Raw genomic sequence first — 16,413 nt, 5'->3', positions numbered from 1 at the left:
TATGAATGCTATACAAGTGCAGGACTTGCGCAAGACCTTCAAAGTCCAAAAAAACCGCGAGGGCCTCAAAGGGGCCTTCGCTGATTTGTTTAAGCGGCAATATTCCGAAGTAACAGCAGTGAAGGACATCTCGTTCAGCATTCCCGAAGGTGAAATCTGCGGATATATTGGGGAGAACGGGGCAGGGAAGTCTACTACGATCAAAATGCTTACCGGAATTCTTGTCCCTACCGCCGGCAGTCTGACTGTCGGCGGCTTCGTGCCGTACGAGGAGCGCGAGAAGTTCGTGCAGAACATCGGCGTTGTCTTCGGCCAGCGGAGCCAGCTCTGGTGGGATATCGGCGTGATTGAGTCGTTCCAGCTACTGCGCAAGGTATACCGCGTGTCCGAGCAGGACTTCAAAAAACGGCTGGATGAGCTGGTGGAACGCCTGGAGCTTCAGGATCTGCTGAACCGTCCGGTCCGCAAATTAAGCCTGGGCCAGCGGATGCGCTGCGAGCTTGTAGCGGCACTGCTGCACAATCCGTCCATTCTGTTCCTGGATGAGCCGACGATTGGACTGGATATTGTCGTGAAGTCGGAGATCCGCGAATTCCTGAAGGATATGAACCGGGAGCATGGCACAACCATCCTGCTGACGACACATGATCTGCAGGATATCGAAGCGCTCTGTTCGCGGGTCATTATGCTGGATGACGGGCGGATTATCTATGACGGAGGTCTGGATGATCTGAAGCAGCGCTGGGGAACCGGGCGTGAGGTGCAGTTCCAGTTCGGAACAGCCACGAAGCTGCAGCAGCTGATCGGCTGGACGGAAGGCATGCCGGTGACCTGGACCGCAGAGAATGAGCTGGCGGCCAAGGTCTGGATTCCGCTGGAGCTGAATGTATCGGATGTGCTGGGCCGGGTCGTCGGACAGGCCGATATTACAGACATCAAAATCATCGAAACAAACACGGATGACATCGTCCGCAGTATTTATCAGTCAGGCTCGGCAGAGAAGCCGGAGGAGCGGATCGCCGCTCTCAGCGATGAGAAAGAGGTTATCCATGTCTGAGAAGCTGGCAACGGCAGTTCCCTCCTCCGGCGGTTCTCCGGGCGGTTCCGGGGAGAATGGGCGGAGGCTGCTGCTTGGCGCTTATTTTGATTTTATCCGTATCCGGTTCCTGACGATGCTTGCTTACCGGGTGAATTATTATTCGGGGATTCTGATCTACACGCTCAATATCGGGGTGAACTATTTCACCTGGAGAGCGATCTATGGCGATGGTGAATCGCTCGGCGGCTTTACCGGGGCGCAGATGACCACGTATGTGGCGGTGTCCTGGATGGCGCGTGCCTTCTACTTCAACAATCTGGACCGGGAGATCTCCACGGATATCCGTGACGGAAGCATCGCGATCCAGTTCATCCGGCCTTATAATTATGTTCTGGTCAAAATGATGCAGGGCCTCGGCGAAGGCCTGTTCCGCTTCATGATGCTGATGATCCCGGGCATGGTGATTGCCATTCTGCTGTTTCCGGTACAGCTCCCTACGGAGCCCTCGGCTTGGGCCGGGTTCCTGGTCATGCTGTTCTTCAGCTTCCTGATCAGCTCGCAGATTAATATTATCACAGGCCTGTCTGCCTTCTTCGTGGAGAACAATGAGGGGATGATGCGCATGAAGCGTGTGGTCGTGGATCTGTTCTCGGGGCTGATTGTGCCGATTACCTTATTCCCGGACTGGTTGTCCTCCGTGCTTAAGGTACTTCCCTTCCAAGCGATTACCTATCTGCCGGGTTCTGTATTTACAGGCCGCGTGCAGGGGGTGGGCATCTGGAATGTGCTGGGTATCCAGGTCATCTGGTTCCTGATTCTGCTCATTCCGATTGTCTGGCTAAATCACGCAGCGCGTCAGCGGCTGTTCGTGCAGGGGGGTTAAGCTGAGCTATGTACTACCTGGGCTTATTGATTGAATATCTGAAGAATTATATGAAAACACGGTTAACCTACCGCGCGGATTTCTGGGTGGAGGTCATTTCCGACCTGCTGTTCCAGGCGACGAACTTTATCTTCATCCTGGTCATCTTCATGCATACTGACAGCCTGGGCGGCTGGAATCAGAACGAAGTGGTGTTCGTCTACGGCTTCTTCATGGTACCGTTCGGCGTGTTCAGCTGCTTCGTCAATATGTGGGGCTTCAGTGAGCGGTATATTGTCAAAGGCGAAATGGACCGCATCCTGACCCGTCCGGCGCATAACCTGTTCCAGATCTTCCTGGAGAATGTGGACCCGCCATCCCTGTTCGGCTCCTTCATCGGGCTGATTGTCATGGCGATCAGCGGCAGCAATTTGGGCCTGCCGTTTGAATGGTGGACCCTGCCGATGCTGATTCTTCTGACTCTCAGCGCTGTAGCCATTTATACAGGGATCTATACGACACTGACCTCGTTGTCGTTCTATTCGGATGCGCCTACAGGCATTCTGCCGCTGATGTATAACATCCAGACGTACGGACGTTATCCGGTAACGATCTACAACCGGGCGATTCAGGTGCTGCTTACGTGGATTATCCCGTTTGCTTTTGTCGGGATCTATCCGGCAGCCTTGTTCCTGCACCGCGATGAGATGCGGACGATGGCCCTGCTGACCCCGCTGGTCGGCGTGGTCTTCCTCAGCATCGGCCTGATGGCCTGGAGCTATGGCGTCAAGCGGTATAAGGGCGCCGGGTCTTAAGACGCTTGAATGAAATAGCTATACAATGGGGGTTGTCCCGCAGCATAAGTTTGGCTGCCGGGGCAGCCCTCTTTGTCAATAAAATAACAGCATTCGCTATCGGCAGGATGTTCATTTTCAAGTGAAACGTACTATCCAGATGCTCGGAAAATGCTACTTATCTAAATGTTGAAAGCGCATAATTAGAGAAGAGAGGTACAGCATTCTAATAGGGAAAGAAGGATGGGAGAGAATGGATAAATACATAGTCGGCATTGACCTGGGCGGAACCAATATTAAGGCAGGCCTATTCGATAAGCATTTCACAGCCCTGGAGGAGTTGTCGATACCCACAGAAGCGCAGCAGGGTCCGGCACATGTGCTGGAGCGGATCAGGCTTGCTGTTACACAGCTATGTGCAGGAAGCGGAACTTACGAGTCGCAGATTGCCTGTATGGGAATGGGAATCCCTGGTCTGCTCGACCCGGAGGAGGGCCTGTCGGTCTTCTCACCGAATTTTCCCGGCTGGGAGCAGGTCCATGTGGTCAACGAAATGAAGCCTTACTACGACTTCGAGGTCTACATAGATAACGATGTGCGGGTTAATCTCTACGGAGAATGGCACCATGGTGCCGGACAAGGTCATAAGCATCTGATACTGCTCACACTCGGGACCGGTCTCGGCTCCGGGATGGTTCATGACGGCAAGGTGCTGTATGGGACAACCTTCAGCGCAGGTGAAATCGGGCATATGAATATGTACCGGCAGGGACGTCCCTGCCGCTGCGGAAGCTCTGGGTGCCTGGGGCGGTATGTATCTGCGGTGGGGATGGTGAATACCTTCAAGGAGAAGCTGGAGGCAGGGAGGGTCAGCCTGATTCAGACCTGGACCAAGCAGACCCAGAAGCAGATTACGGCGCAGATGATCTCAGAGGCTTATGATCTTGGAGACCCCTTGGCCATTGAGGTTATGCATGAGACGGGGGAGCTGCTGGGATACGGGCTGGCGAATGTGATTAATCTGCTGAACCCGGAGCTGGTTATTATTGGGGGCGGCATGGCCGCAGCAGGAGACCGTCTCCTGAACAGTGTCCGCGATACTGTAAATGCCCATGCGCTGAAGCTGTCCGCAAGCCGGTGCCGGATTGTTCAGGCTGAACTGGGCAGCCGTGCAGGTACGCTGGGTGCTGCTGTATATGCTTATCAGAAACAGAAGCATACACAACTAGACCATTCTAATTGAGCAAAAATTCGCTGATGCAAAACTATTGAAATTCAATAATTCACCATATGTCCATATAAAAGCTCGAAATCGACATGAATCGTCAAATTAACCCAATGAATACAGTGACTTGCAGGCGCTATACTGATAACAACGCAGGTTACTGGAATATATATCCTTCCCTTCTATAGAAGCAGCATGGATGATCCGGTTCTTCAACAACTGCGAATTATAATCACGGGCAAATTGAATGAACCGTTAGCTGGTTGCTGAAGGTATTCATGCGTTCGATAAGGAGCCGTTCATGTTATGAATCTCGTCATTGGGGGAAATGGCAGTCTGGGCCATTCCATCACACAAGAATTACTGTCACGGGGCAGACTGGTGAAGGCTACCTACCACCGTTCCAGTCAGGCTTTACGCAGGCTGAAGGGCCCGCTGTTGACCCTGGCGGCAGTAGATGTAAGGAATGAGAAGGTGCTTGCTGAAGCGCTGAATGGGGTGACAACCGTCTATTTCTGTCTTAATGTACCGTATCAGGATTGGTACTCTGTCATGCCAGAGGCGCTGGAGCGGGTAACCCGCCAGCTTAAGACTGGCCAGACCCTGTTATTTCCGGGCAATATCTACGGTTACGGAAAGCTCCAATATCTTCCAGCGGATGAACGCCATCCGAAGGAGGCACGAACCCGCAAGGGGAAGCTGCGGAATCAACTGGAGGAGCTGCTTAAGACGGAGGCTGAACGGCGGGGCTTCCGTTACGTGATTCCGCGATATCCGAATTGCTACGGTCCCAATGTCACGAACCGCTTATTCGGACCGATCTTCAGCGGAGCCCTCCAAGCCAGAACGATTAAGTGGCCGGTGAAGCTGGACGTTCCACATGATCTGGTCTATATCCGCGATGCGGCCAGAGCGGCCGTGCTGCTGGCGGAGAGCGGTGAGCAGGGGGAGTGGCATGTGTCCGGCTCCGGAGCTATTGAGGGGCGGCAATTCCTGATGAATATCCACCATGCGGCTGGCAGTCCGGGAAAGTGCTGTGCGGTGCCGAGCTGGGCAGTCGGATTAGCCGGTATGTTCAATAAGGAAGCTAACGAATTCCATGAGCTTCTATATGAATTCGAGTATCCTCTGCTGCTGAATGATAACAAATTCATGAAGCGGTTTCCTGAATATAATCCGACATCGTATAAAAATGCCATTAAGGAAACCATAGAATGGTTCCGTGAAGAGCTGGGTTAGCGGATTGAGCCAAGGGAAATGAGCAGCAGTGCTTTTTCATGACAAGCTTGCAGAATTGTACGCCGTCCCGGGTAGCATGATATGCTATAGGCAGTAATACACGGGAGGTAATAGGATGACACGTGACATACAGCATATGCCTTATGGCTATGAACCGCCAGCCAGTGAGCGCAAGGGAACGCTGATCTTCTATGATTCCTTCGAGCATATATCGGATATGGAGCTGCTTAAGGCGGCGGAGACGGCAGTGGAGCGCAAGTTCACGAAGCTGGTGCTCTACCCGCTGCATGAAGAAACCGTCCGGCGGATGACGAAGGAGCCGGTGAAGGCCTGGTATAAGCGGGACGACCGGCTGCATGCGTGGAAAAAAGAGCAGGGACAGTCCTTCATCACCGTAGAGAGCCTCGAAGGTAAGCGTAAGAAGTATACCCCGATGGATTCGGCGCTGCGTCATATCTGCGACATTTACCCCGCGCCGTATTTCCTCTATCTGACTCCAGCTATGGCGAATCTGTTCGCCTCCTTCTCCTCCTTCGAGGAGTGGATCGTCAAGCTGCGTCTGCTGCTCTCCGAAGCGCCGGCTGAGGTCCATCCGCGCCTCGAGAAGTTCCGTCACCGCTGGGATGTGGCAGGCAGGGAACGCTGAACGGGTTACACTTTAGTCCGCTTCATTCCGGCAGGCGCAGGCCAGCCAAGCCTTGACAGTAGTGTTCTACTGCTGCAAGGACTGGCTGGCCTGTTCTGTGAAATGGACTAGAGATACTCGAAAATCCTCGATTATGTACGGTTTGGTCTTTCTTCCTCCGCACTGCATATTCCTATAAACGGAACACATAATCCCGTATCGGGACAAAACCCCGGGCTATCCGCGCATAAAGCTTTGGCAAAATCAGGATTCCGTCGGCTTAGGAATTTGAAATAGCAGACAATCTCATGATTGCGGACAGGCAAACTGTTCAACTGGAAAGAGATCGGAACCTTCGTGTTTACATGCCGATAAAACAAACCGTTGTTGGTAAACGGAGGCGGATACGCATTAGCCGGCAAAGTCGGAATAATGTCATGGACGTTGGCAATACGAAAACTGTTTTTTACCGTTTGGTTGAAAAAGGAAGAAAATTTCGGGTCTGCGACACGCGGACTGCCGTATGAATACACGACAGGATGTTTAAATCCGGTGTTCACCGCAATATCCAAAGCAGTCAATACGGTTAAAGCCCCTCCCAGACTGTGGCCTGCAATCAACAGTCTTTTATTCGTAGAAAGTTTGTTCAATTCCTCGATCAATTCATCTCTTGCCGATTGATAAATACATGTAAAACCGCGATGGGTTTTTCCGGCATTTCTGACAAATGGAAAGGGAACTTGATACAAGTCCTGGTCTGACTCATTGTCCTTAAATGTTCGTGTTCCTCTGAAAATTATTATGACATTATCTTTCGACTCCGCGAGAAAGCCGAATACTTCTTCCTCCGGCTGTTCGACACCTGCAAGCGCTAGAATGTTGAATCGAAGGGTATAACCTTGCGGCAGAACTACCTTTTCCTTCTCAAAAAGCCGGTAAGCCTGATTGATCATGGCCGCAAGCAATATCGCGTCTTCGTTGCTGTACATGTCTGGAATTTTCAAAACTGCAACTCCTCCTTAATATTCAAGGATTCGAGCGCTAGCATCCTTGAAACGGAAAGCACATGCCGGTATCAGGACAGAACCCCGGATTTTCGTCGCATAACGCTTTGGCGAATTTGGGATTCTTTTGACTGAGCTTGTTAAAATAGCAGGCAATCGAGTCGTTGCGCGGCACATTGTTCAGTTGAAAAGAGATGGGTACCTTCGTTTTTACATGCCTATAAGTAATTCCTCTCTTTGTAAAAGGAGGCGGATACCTTCGGGCCGGGAAAGTCGGGAAAGAGTCATGAATGTTGACGATTCGCACACTGTTTTTAATTGTACTGTTAAAGCGGGAAACGAAGTTGGGGTCTCCGATGCGAGGACTGCCGTACGTATAGACGAACGGATGCTTGAACCTGGTGTTTACTGCAATATCCAAAGCGGCCAGCGTGGCCAAAGCCCCACCGTAGTTGTGGCCGGTAATATACAGCCTTTTAGCTGTCGAAAGCTTGTTTAATTCACGGATTAAGTTGTTTCTGGTTGATCGATACAAACATGTAAAGCCACGAGAGGTTTTCCCCCCGCTTCGGACGAAAGGATATGGGGTCAGAAAGATGTCATATGAGGCAAGAAGGTCTGCCGGATACGAAGCGTATCCTCTAAACGCAACAACGATTTGATCCCGCGACACGGCGATAAAGCCGAATACGAGCTCCGTAGGGTTCTCAACGTCGGCAAAAGCGCGGATCGTAAATCGAAGCTTAAAGCCTTCCGGCAAGACAAGCTTTCCCTCAAAAAAGAACGGGTAGGTCTGATAGCTCATCGCAGAGAGAAATATGGCTGTTTTGCTATCAAAAACAGGCGGTTTGTGAGCGAAAACCATCTGTATACCTCCTTTCCGCATGAGAGATTATTCTTCGTCTTCTTCCTAAGCTTGAACAATCCGTGAGGTTGACTTGGCCAGATTGTTAAGGGTTCTTGATTATTAATATGAAACCTATCCCTAAATGATGATGTCACCGACTGGCGAAATGCGAAAATACCATACAGAAACTGCGCGATTCGCTTTTGAATTTGTTTTCTGGAGGTTCGCCGACAGTTTACCGTAAATATACGCTAAGCTCCTACCAAAATTTAAAATTATTATCCATTGACAGGAGGCGTTTTTTTGTGGTTTTATTATGTAGACCAATTGTTATAATGGTTGGATCGTCAAGATAAGGAAGTGTAGAGCTTGTCGAACAAGCCTAATGCACGCGAAGCCATTGTGGATACGGCTTCCAGGTTGTTTTTTACACAGGGGTACCATGCTACCGGACTGAATCAGATCATTAAAGACAGCGAATCGCCCAAGGGTTCCTTGTATTATTATTTTCCCCACGGCAAAGAGGAGCTGGCCCTGACCTGCATTAACCGGACTAGTGAAGAGGTAGCCCGTTTATTGCGCCATTATATGGAGAGTGAAGCGGTGCCGGCTCAGGCTGTGCAGAATTTCATCATGTCTATGGCAAATGAGGCGGAGAAATCCTCTTTTGAAGGACTGGTTCCGTTCAGCTTCTGGGTAGCCGTGGAGACCTCTTGTGTCAGCCATGAGCTGCGCACTGCTTGCCAGTGTGTCTTCAGGGATTGGCAGGATATTATTGCGAAGCGTCTGATCCGGGAGGGGGTACAGGAGGAAACGGCAGAGTGCAAAGCTTCGGTGGTGGTCTCCTTGTTCGAGGGGGCGCTGCTGCAGGCGTTGACCTGCAGAAATATTCAACCGCTGGAAGCAGCAGCAGAGTGCATTCCGGCAATACTGGCTTAACCGTAATACGCAAGACCCTAGAGAGATATACACAGATACCAGGAGGATACGAGAGTGAATGCAACTATGACTGACAAGGGTTCAAGTAAGCCCCGGCAATTCAAGACTTTACCCATTCTGATCTCCCTGCTGATTGCCGGCTTCATCGGCATGTTCAGTGAGACTGCCCTAAATGTAGCTTTAAGTGATCTTATGAATGTCCTGCAAATTACACCATCGACGGCGCAGTGGCTGACTACCGCCTATCTGCTGACGCTGGGCATTCTGGTTCCGATCTCAGGGATGCTGCTGCAGTGGTTCACCACAAGACAGTTGTTCGTCGCTGCCCTATGCTTCTCTATTCTGGGCACGTTCCTTGCGGCGATGTCGCCGAATTTCGAGTTTCTGCTCACTGCGAGAGTGGTACAGGCGATGGGAACCGCGCTGCTTCTGCCGCTGATGTTCAATACGATTCTAATCATCATTCCCGCTGAGAAAAGAGGGGCGGCGATGGGACTTATCGGCTTGGTAATCATGGTAGCTCCAGCGATTGGACCTACGATTGCCGGTCTGCTGATTGAGAGCCTGAGCTGGCACTGGATCTTCTGGCTGTCCCTGCCGTTCCTGGTAATGGCTCTAATTAGCGGAATTCTCTTCATGCAGAACGTCACGGAAGTGACGAAGCCTAAGATTGATGTCCTGTCCATTATTCTGTCCTCCTTCGGCTTTGGCGGTATTGTCTACGGCTTCAGCAGTGCCGGTGAAGCGGAAGGCTGGGGAAGTCCGAAGGTTATTATCGCCATCGTGATCGGTGCGATTGCCCTTATTCTGTTCTGTATCCGCCAGTTGACGATGAAGCAGCCTATGATTGATCTGCGCGCCTTCAAGTTCCCGATGTTCGTGGTTGGGGTACTGATGGTCTTTATCTGTATGATGGTTATTCTCTCCTCGATGCTGATTCTTCCTATGTATCTGCAGCAGGGACAAGGGTATTCAGCCTTCAAGGCAGGATTACTGCTGCTGCCGGGCGGAATCATCAACGGGCTGATGTCGCCGGTCATGGGACGTCTGTTCGACAAATACGGTCCGAAATGGCTGGTTATCCCAGGACTGGCGCTCGTCGCCGTCTCCTTGTGGTTCTTCTCGGGAATTACAGCTACTTCGACCGTTGTCTTCGTGATCGTGCTTCACAGTGTGCTTATGATCGGAATCTCCATGATTATGATGCCTGCACAGACGAATGGGATCAATCAGCTTCCGCTGGAATACTACCCGCACGGTACAGCCATTATGAATACACTTCAGCAGGTGGCGGGTGCGATTGGTACAGCGCTGGCGGTAAGCATCATGACCTCCGGCTCCAAAAGCTACATGCAGACCGTCACTAACCCGGCTGATCCGCTAAACATCGGCGCTGCCTTCACTCATGGAGTGCAGAATGCCTTCATCTTCGGGATGGTCATGGCTATTATAGGTCTGGTGATTGCGTTCTTCCTTAAGCGTGTCATCGTATCGCACAAGACTCAGGCTTCGATGCATTAATTAATCTGCTATTGACTAAGAACCTCTCCTTGCTAAAATGGGCAACCATTTGGCGGGAGAGGTTTCTTTGTGTTTGCTAATGTATGGAGGCGGATGTGAGGCGGCTGGACTTCGTTTGGTTAATACTGTATATTAAGCATAGATTAACGATGTATAGGTGAAACAAACAGGAGGAAATGCCGATGAAGGTCAGCAAAGAAATGCTGAAGGGGAGCACGGGGACGATGATCCTCACTCTGCTGCTGGACAGGCCGCTGTATGGGTACGAGCTGATTAAGGAGCTGGAGCAGCGCTCACAGGGAGTTTTTGCCCTGAAGGAGGGTACGCTCTACCCGATTCTCCATGCGATGGAGAGTGAACGCTGGGTGGAAGCGTATTGGATGGAGGTAGACGGACGCAGACGCAAGTATTACCGGCTATTGGATGAGGGCAAGCACAAGCTTCAGGAGAAGAAGGCGGAATGGGCGCTGTTCAAGGGTGCCATGGATACCGTTCTGGGGGAGGGCAGCGGCTGATGGAACCAAATCAGAAGGTGTTGAACCGCTATTTGAATAAGGTGTGCGCCGAAGTCAAGGCTAAAGGAATGCACGCTGAGATCCGGGAGGAGCTGAGCGGACATTTCGCCGACCTGATGACGGAGAGGCAGCAGCAGGGGGCATCCGAAGAAGAGGCGCAGCAGTATGCAATTGCACAATTGGGTGATCCGCAGGCCATCGGCCGGGATCTGCACCAGATTCACAAGCCCAGGATTCCTTGGTCGCTGCTGGCGGGTGTTATTCTGTTGTCGGCGGTAAGTCTGCTGGGGATGGCGGCTGTGGAAGCGGGGTTTGGGGATTATTACAAATTTCCTGATGCCCTTATGCTGCGCCAATCTGTGTATATCGTTCTTGGGATCGCGGTCATGGCCATAATGTATTTCATCAATTTCAAGCACGTTCTGCGGTCTTCGGGATGGATATATGGCACAGCATTAATGGCAATCCTCTTCAGCATATTGGATGGTCTTCAAGTGACGAATGGTGTTAGGCGTTATGTGGGCATTCTAGGACTCTTCTTCGATGTGATCGGATACAGTCCTTATATATTTGTAGTTGCTCTGGCAGGGATATGGAACAGACAAGGCTTCATGAAATCATGGAGCGGACGAACAAGAGACTTGGCGGAATTATCGTTATTGCTGCTGCCTGTCGTGATTTATACGGTTATCCCAGCTTTTCCTGAACTGATTGTATATCTGGCCGTATCCCTGACGCTCTATATCTGGATTACCCGCCGCTGGATTAGAGGTACGGTGATTGCTGTAACATTTCTAACGGGCGGGGCATTCTATGTGTGGAACCACCTGCATCTCCGGGAGCGGTTCATCGCGGCCGTTCAAGCGGATCATAGGGATACCGGCGCTGGGTACTTGAATAGTGTAATTCATAACACGTTAACCTCCGCAGGCTGGAGGGGACAGGGAATGGGCTACAGAATTGCGGAAGAACGCTTGATGTTTCCGTATACGGACCTTTTTCCAGTGTATTTGATCCAAACCTTCGGTTGGGCCGGAGGCCTGCTGCTGCTTGTGCTGGTCTGCTGGTTTGTGCTCAGAATGTTATCCTCTGCACGCACCGTAAGCGATACCTATGGACGGGCACTGATTCTGGCACTGGCTCTGATGCTCTCCATTCGTCTAATCTATGGCCTGACTATTCTCTCCGGCAGAATGCCGCTGATCTCCATACCGTTCCCGTTTTTGAGCTACGGCCAGCATGTGTTCATTGAATTCGCGGCTCTCGGGCTGCTGATGGGGGTCTACAGGCGCAAAGATATGCTCCCAGCGGGTCAAGCTCCATCTTCGCTATAGACGCTCCCTGGGGCTGCACCGTATACTGGAAGGGTAAATATGGGATGAGGCAGGTGAGGAGTAAACATTGTGAATAAGCTGCGATTTAGAGGCACAAGACTGGGATTACTGTTAGGCGCAATGATTGTAAGCGGGGCTGCACTTCTGGGCGTCATGACAACGGCTGCAGCGGCACCCGTGACTCCTGAGACACCGTTTACACCAAGTACAGTTGTGAAGAAAAACAATCTCCCCGGCGGTTTTGTCTATCTGGATGAGGTTATTCCCTCGGCGCAATATGAGATCCGTTACTATAGTGAGAATAATTTTACCGGCACCAGAGTGGACGGATATAAGGCCCCGCTCGCGATCTTCTCGAAGACTGCCGCTGCTGCGCTGAAGAAGGTTAGCGAAGATCTGGAACAGAAAGGCTATGTTCTGAGAATCTATGACGCTTACCGTCCGCAGCAAGCCGTTAATCACTTCGTGCGCTGGTCACAAGACGCCGGTGATCTGAAGATGAAGGCGCAGTATTATCCGAAGCTGGACAAGCGGAATCTGTTCAAGCTGGGCTTCATCGCCAAGAAATCCGGGCATTCCCGGGGCAGCACGATCGACCTGACGCTGGCTCAGAAGAGTACAGGCAAGCTGGTGGATATGGGCAGTCCTTATGATTTTTTCGGCGAAATCTCTTACTATAATACGAATCTCATCAGCAGCACCCAACATGCGAACCGGAAGCTGCTGAAGGATGCGATGGTGAAGCAGGGCTTCAAGCCGTACGCCAAGGAATGGTGGCATTTCACACTGATCAAGGAGCCTTACCCGAAGCAATATTTCAACTTCAAAGTGGAGTAGGGCTGTTCCAAAGCAGTATAGAACGGTTAATGGATAAGGCAAGGTTAATCTCTGAAGCATGCGTGCATAATATTCGAATATAGGAAAGGTGGGATCGATTTGTTCAAAAGAATCGTAGCCGTATTCCTTAGTGTAATGTTATTTGCAGCAGGAGCAGGTGTATTGACCAGTAATAACGTTAGTGCCGCCGGAAGCTTGAGGATTATCGTGAACGGTCAGGAATTACAGACGGGTGAGACATCGGCCTATACCAACGGACCGGACGTCATGCTCCCGCTGGGGGAGACGGTAGAGGCCCTCAAATATAAGGTCACCTTCAGTGGAGCTACCGGGACGTTCCTGCTGGAACGGTTCCAGGAGAGTGTTCAGTTCAGATTATCCGGTAAGGAGCTTGTGCTGGACGGCAAGAACAAAGTACCGTTTACAGGCGGCTTTGAGTTAAAACAAAAAAAAGCGTACGCGCCGCTGTCTTTTTTTGCAGCGATCGGGTTGGTTACTTCTTATAATCCGGAAACCGCTCAGGTTGACGTATACACACGGGAGGTAATGGCAAGTGCCGTAGCAGGTCTGCTGGCAGCTGGTAACTATCCGGCACTGAAGGAGCGGTATTACGCCAAGGACGCAGAACCCGCTGCTCTTCCGGCTCTCCAGCAGAGCTGGGAAGGAATTAACATGCTGGCGGGCAGTTACCGCGGAGTGAAATCGACCACCAGCACACAGCAGGATGGAGGAATCACGATTGTGAGCGTATTGTCCTTCACCAAAGCGGAGGCCGTACTGACTCTGGAACTGGGCGCTTCAGGTAAGCTCACCAAGCTAACCCTAACGCCGGTCCAGGCAGCCAGTGAAGTATTGGCCGGCCCGGCCCCATCCTAGATTCTCATAAGGCATAACTCTGCTCCCAAGGGAGAATTCCACGGCTTAAGTATAGCTGCAGGAATTCTCCCTTTATATTTGTGTTGACAGAATGCCGGAAAGAGAGTAATTTTAAATTCGAATTAAACAATGTTTAAATCGTTGATTAGATCAATGATTAAGATTCTGTGACAGAGGAGGGCGACAAGCTGCATTATGGTTAAATTGGGCAACAAAGCTGATTCTTCAGATAAAGATACGAAGCAACTTATCCTCGATGCCACGGTTGCGCTGATTCGTGAGGACGGATTCCACTGCATTACCCTGCGCAGTATCGCGGCAAGAGCTGAGACCAATCTGGCCCTGGTGAACTACCACTATGGCTCCAAGGAGAAGCTGTTCGGCGATGCTGTGAAGCAGCTCGTGGCGACCTTTGACGATGCTTTTAAGGCACTGGAGGACACTTCGTTGCCGCCGAAGGAGCGCATGAAGCTGTTTTTCACCCGTTACATTATGAATCTTAGCCGTTATCCCGGGATGGCCCGACAGATGCTGGATCAGAGACACCATATTATGGGCTCACACGATGAATATGCGAAATATTCCAAGCTGATGAGAATTGAACGGATTCTTGATGCACTTGCCGAGATTACCGGAGAGCAGGACCGTGACAAGCTGATGACGATGACGATGCAGATCTATGGGGCCATCGTATTTCCGGTGATTATGGTGAGCAGTCTCCCCAAGGAGCGTGAGGATCTTCAGCAGATCTTCAAGCTGGCCCCGCTGGAGGAGCAGATTGACGGGTTGTTTGAGCTGTATTTTCACAAGTATAACTAATCATGAATAGAGAAAAGAGTGGACAAGAGAATGTCAAAACCTATGAATCCAAGTAACACCGCCGCCGCAGAGGCGCCGTTCTCGCTGAGAGCTATACTTCCATCGTTGCTGGCGATTATTGTCGGCATGATCATGGTTATTCTGGACAGCACCGCAGTCAATGTGGCCGTTCCTAATCTGGTGCAATATTTCGATACGGACCTGAAGACTGTTCAATGGGCGATTACCGGCTACACGCTTGCGCTCGCTGCTGTAATTCCGCTGGCAGGCTATATGACCGACCGGTTCGGGTCCAAGCAGGTATTCCTAACGACCATTGCCATGTTCGTGCTTGGCTCTGTGTTATGCTCGGTAGCTCAGACTTCAGGGCAGCTTGTCTTGTTCCGAGTCATTCAAGGTCTTGGCGGCGGCATGGTCGCTCCGATCGGGATGGCGATGGTCTTCAGACTCGCTCCGGCAGAACGCAGAGGCTCGATCATGGGGATGCTCGGTATTCCAATGCTGCTGGCTCCGGCCCTTGGCCCGATCCTCGCAGGTTATCTGGTGGAGTATGTGAGCTGGCACTGGATTTTCCTGATTAACCTGCCTATCGGTATTGTAGGTATTATTCTTGGCCTTAAGTATTTGCCGGTGACCGAGAAAAAGGGAAGAGCCCACCTCGATATCCTCGGAATCATTCTGGCTCCGCTCGCGTTCTCGATGCTGGCTTATGGCGTCAATCAGGGCGGCGGAGAGAGCTGGACTTCAACCGGGGCTATCCTAGGCTTGTCGGTTGGCGGAGCCGCGTTGATCGTCTTTGTCATTGTTGAACTGCTGCAAAAGCATCCGCTGCTGGAGCTGCGCGTCTTCCGTTCCTCGGACTTTACGCGCGGGATTATTCTGTCCTGGGTCACACAGGCGGCATTGTTCGGCTCCATGCTGTTCGTTCCGCTGTACCTCCAGCAGATCCGCAATTACACACCGCTAGAGACCGGGCTGATCCTGCTTCCGCAGGCGCTGGCTTCCGGAGTAGGGATGCCGCTGGGCGGCCGATTGTTCGACCGGATCGGAGCGCGTCCGCTAGTGTTCGTAGGTCTCAGTATTATATCGACGGCACTGTTCCTGCTCTCAGGAGTTACAGTAGACACCAGTCTTCCTGTTATTATACTGTCTCTGGTCATGATGGGCCTGGGAATGGGGCTGTCGATGATGCCGGTCAACACCCATGTTCTGAACTCTGCGCCGCGTGAATGGGTGAACCGGGTTACCCCGCTTACCGCCGCTGCCCAGCAGGTTGTGGTATCGTTCGCTGTTGCCGGCATGACCGGGTACCTGACCAGCCAGATTGCGGTGCATATGGGTAAAATGACGGCAGGAAGCAATCCGCTTGCCGCTGCCGTACAGGGCTTCGGGGATGTCTTCTTCCTCTCGGGCTGCATCGCCGTGGCCGGAGTGGTCCTCAGTCTGATTCTGCGCCGTCCGAAGACAGCAGGCGCTGCACCTTCTCCTGAAGAACAGCAGACAGATGCCGCTATGATGATGGGGCATTAATCGGCCACAATTGTTATAGACACAAGTTGTAGACAAATGTTATAGACATACAAAGAGCGTCCCTGACTGCCGGTTGGCAGGGGGCGTTTTTTGTTGTTCCCGATGAATGATGCGGGGAAGGGAGAATGTTAGAAGAGGGGCGTTAGGTGCGGGGCTGATGATAGGGAGAAAACTGAATGCATGGGCGGGGGAGCGGCGCGTAGACCGAATGTAATCGAAAAACCGATTACAATTGGACTGGGGGCGCGCGTGAGCCAAATGTAATTGAAAAACCGATTACAATTGAACCGGGGGCGGCGCGTGAGCCAAATGTAATCGAAAAACCGATTACAATTGGACCGGGAGCGGCGCGTGGTCCAAATGTAATCGAAAAACCGATTACATTTAGACTGGGGGCGGCGCGTGGT

At 51.6% G+C, this 16,413-nt stretch carries 16 protein-coding genes; 14 read left to right on the top strand and 2 right to left on the bottom strand.

Features of this window, described 5'->3' with window-relative positions:
* Position 1: 1 nt before the first annotated feature.
* From MHH78_RS21170 to MHH78_RS21145, 6 genes are all read left to right on the top strand, one after another.
* A complete protein-coding gene (locus MHH78_RS21170) occupies positions 2 to 1,057 on the top strand; it encodes an ABC transporter ATP-binding protein (RefSeq protein ID WP_036728804.1) in 1,056 nt (351 codons plus the stop codon).
* Positions 1,058 to 1,127: 70 nt separating this feature from the next.
* The gene (locus tag MHH78_RS21165) at positions 1,128 to 1,922 is read left to right on the top strand and encodes an ABC transporter permease (RefSeq protein ID WP_036730060.1); all 795 of its coding nucleotides are present in this window, start codon (positions 1,128 to 1,130) and stop codon (positions 1,920 to 1,922) included.
* An 8-nt stretch (positions 1,923 to 1,930) separates the two neighbouring features.
* Positions 1,931 to 2,716, top strand: a complete 786-nt coding sequence (locus MHH78_RS21160; RefSeq protein ID WP_076077875.1) for an ABC transporter permease — start codon at positions 1,931 to 1,933, stop codon at positions 2,714 to 2,716.
* A 232-nt stretch (positions 2,717 to 2,948) separates the two neighbouring features.
* Positions 2,949 to 3,938: an ROK family protein gene (locus tag MHH78_RS21155; protein WP_341168720.1), complete on the top strand. Its 990-nt coding sequence runs from the start codon at positions 2,949 to 2,951 to the stop codon at positions 3,936 to 3,938.
* Positions 3,939 to 4,226: 288 nt separating this feature from the next.
* Positions 4,227 to 5,159, top strand: a complete 933-nt coding sequence (locus tag MHH78_RS21150; protein WP_076077880.1) for an NAD-dependent epimerase/dehydratase family protein — start codon at positions 4,227 to 4,229, stop codon at positions 5,157 to 5,159.
* A gap of 115 nt (positions 5,160 to 5,274) precedes the next feature.
* Complete coding sequence (locus MHH78_RS21145; RefSeq protein WP_076077883.1) at positions 5,275 to 5,805, top strand: hypothetical protein; 531 nt, start codon at positions 5,275 to 5,277, stop codon at positions 5,803 to 5,805.
* A 131-nt stretch (positions 5,806 to 5,936) separates the two neighbouring features.
* On the opposite strand, the gene MHH78_RS21140 is transcribed toward MHH78_RS21145, so the two are convergent.
* On the bottom strand, positions 5,937 to 6,773 hold the full coding sequence (locus tag MHH78_RS21140; RefSeq protein ID WP_076078174.1) for a lipase family protein: 837 nt from the start codon (positions 6,771 to 6,773) through the stop codon (positions 5,937 to 5,939).
* A gap of 52 nt (positions 6,774 to 6,825) precedes the next feature.
* Positions 6,826 to 7,653, bottom strand: a complete 828-nt coding sequence (locus MHH78_RS21135; RefSeq protein WP_036728788.1) for a lipase family protein — start codon at positions 7,651 to 7,653, stop codon at positions 6,826 to 6,828.
* Between the two features lie 351 nt (positions 7,654 to 8,004).
* On the opposite strand from MHH78_RS21135, the gene MHH78_RS21130 reads away from it, so the two are divergent.
* The 8 genes from MHH78_RS21130 (at position 8,005) to MHH78_RS21095 (ending at position 16,006) form a co-directional block, all read left to right on the top strand.
* Positions 8,005 to 8,574, top strand: a complete 570-nt coding sequence (locus tag MHH78_RS21130) for a TetR/AcrR family transcriptional regulator (RefSeq protein WP_036728785.1) — start codon at positions 8,005 to 8,007, stop codon at positions 8,572 to 8,574.
* Positions 8,575 to 8,640: 66 nt separating this feature from the next.
* Complete coding sequence (locus tag MHH78_RS21125) at positions 8,641 to 10,095, top strand: DHA2 family efflux MFS transporter permease subunit (RefSeq protein WP_036730057.1); 1,455 nt, start codon at positions 8,641 to 8,643, stop codon at positions 10,093 to 10,095.
* 182 nt (positions 10,096 to 10,277) lie between these two features.
* Positions 10,278 to 10,610 carry a PadR family transcriptional regulator gene (locus MHH78_RS21120; RefSeq protein ID WP_036694109.1) on the top strand — a complete coding sequence of 111 codons (333 nt, stop codon included), beginning with the start codon at positions 10,278 to 10,280 and terminating at the stop codon, positions 10,608 to 10,610.
* Entirely contained in the window at positions 10,610 to 11,944 is a 1,335-nt protein-coding gene (locus MHH78_RS21115) for an FtsW/RodA/SpoVE family cell cycle protein (RefSeq protein ID WP_341168719.1), read from the top strand. Before MHH78_RS21120 ends, MHH78_RS21115 begins: the two co-directional genes overlap by 1 nt.
* A 69-nt stretch (positions 11,945 to 12,013) precedes the next feature.
* Positions 12,014 to 12,781 (top strand): M15 family metallopeptidase, encoded by a 768-nt coding sequence (locus MHH78_RS21110; protein WP_341168718.1) that lies wholly within the window; start codon positions 12,014 to 12,016, stop codon positions 12,779 to 12,781.
* 99 nt (positions 12,782 to 12,880) lie between these two features.
* A complete protein-coding gene (locus MHH78_RS21105) occupies positions 12,881 to 13,657 on the top strand; it encodes a stalk domain-containing protein (protein ID WP_341168717.1) in 777 nt (258 codons plus the stop codon).
* Between the two features lie 195 nt (positions 13,658 to 13,852).
* Entirely contained in the window at positions 13,853 to 14,476 is a 624-nt protein-coding gene (locus tag MHH78_RS21100) for a TetR/AcrR family transcriptional regulator (protein ID WP_341168716.1), read from the top strand.
* Positions 14,477 to 14,518: 42 nt separating this feature from the next.
* A complete protein-coding gene (locus MHH78_RS21095) occupies positions 14,519 to 16,006 on the top strand; it encodes a DHA2 family efflux MFS transporter permease subunit (protein ID WP_083684801.1) in 1,488 nt (495 codons plus the stop codon).
* Positions 16,007 to 16,413: the final 407 nt, after the last annotated feature.

This window comes from Paenibacillus sp. FSL H3-0333, from assembly GCF_038002805.1.
In the GTDB taxonomy this organism is placed as follows: domain Bacteria; phylum Bacillota; class Bacilli; order Paenibacillales; family Paenibacillaceae; genus Paenibacillus_AQ; species Paenibacillus_AQ silagei.
The sequence above is the reverse complement of the archived record's forward strand: the minus strand, read 5'-3'. Positions and strand labels throughout refer to the sequence as shown.

What these genes read in the sequence shown, in the direction of transcription:
- MHH78_RS21170 (WP_036728804.1), top strand. Translation starts at nt 2, where the DNA reads ATGAATGCTATACAAGTGCAGGACTTGCGCAAGACCTTCAAAGTCCAA.
- MHH78_RS21160 (WP_076077875.1), top strand. Translation starts at nt 1,931, where the DNA reads ATGTACTACCTGGGCTTATTGATTGAATATCTGAAGAATTATATGAAA.
- MHH78_RS21155 (WP_341168720.1), top strand. Translation starts at nt 2,949, where the DNA reads ATGGATAAATACATAGTCGGCATTGACCTGGGCGGAACCAATATTAAG.
- MHH78_RS21150 (WP_076077880.1), top strand. Translation starts at nt 4,227, where the DNA reads ATGAATCTCGTCATTGGGGGAAATGGCAGTCTGGGCCATTCCATCACA.
- MHH78_RS21145 (WP_076077883.1), top strand. Translation starts at nt 5,275, where the DNA reads ATGACACGTGACATACAGCATATGCCTTATGGCTATGAACCGCCAGCC.
- MHH78_RS21140 (WP_076078174.1), bottom strand. Translation starts at nt 6,773, where the DNA reads ATGTACAGCAACGAAGACGCGATATTGCTTGCGGCCATGATCAATCAG.
- MHH78_RS21135 (WP_036728788.1), bottom strand. Translation starts at nt 7,653, where the DNA reads ATGGTTTTCGCTCACAAACCGCCTGTTTTTGATAGCAAAACAGCCATA.
- MHH78_RS21125 (WP_036730057.1), top strand. Translation starts at nt 8,641, where the DNA reads ATGACTGACAAGGGTTCAAGTAAGCCCCGGCAATTCAAGACTTTACCC.
- MHH78_RS21120 (WP_036694109.1), top strand. Translation starts at nt 10,278, where the DNA reads ATGAAGGTCAGCAAAGAAATGCTGAAGGGGAGCACGGGGACGATGATC.
- MHH78_RS21115 (WP_341168719.1), top strand. Translation starts at nt 10,610, where the DNA reads ATGGAACCAAATCAGAAGGTGTTGAACCGCTATTTGAATAAGGTGTGC.
- MHH78_RS21100 (WP_341168716.1), top strand. Translation starts at nt 13,853, where the DNA reads ATGGTTAAATTGGGCAACAAAGCTGATTCTTCAGATAAAGATACGAAG.
- MHH78_RS21095 (WP_083684801.1), top strand. Translation starts at nt 14,519, where the DNA reads ATGAATCCAAGTAACACCGCCGCCGCAGAGGCGCCGTTCTCGCTGAGA.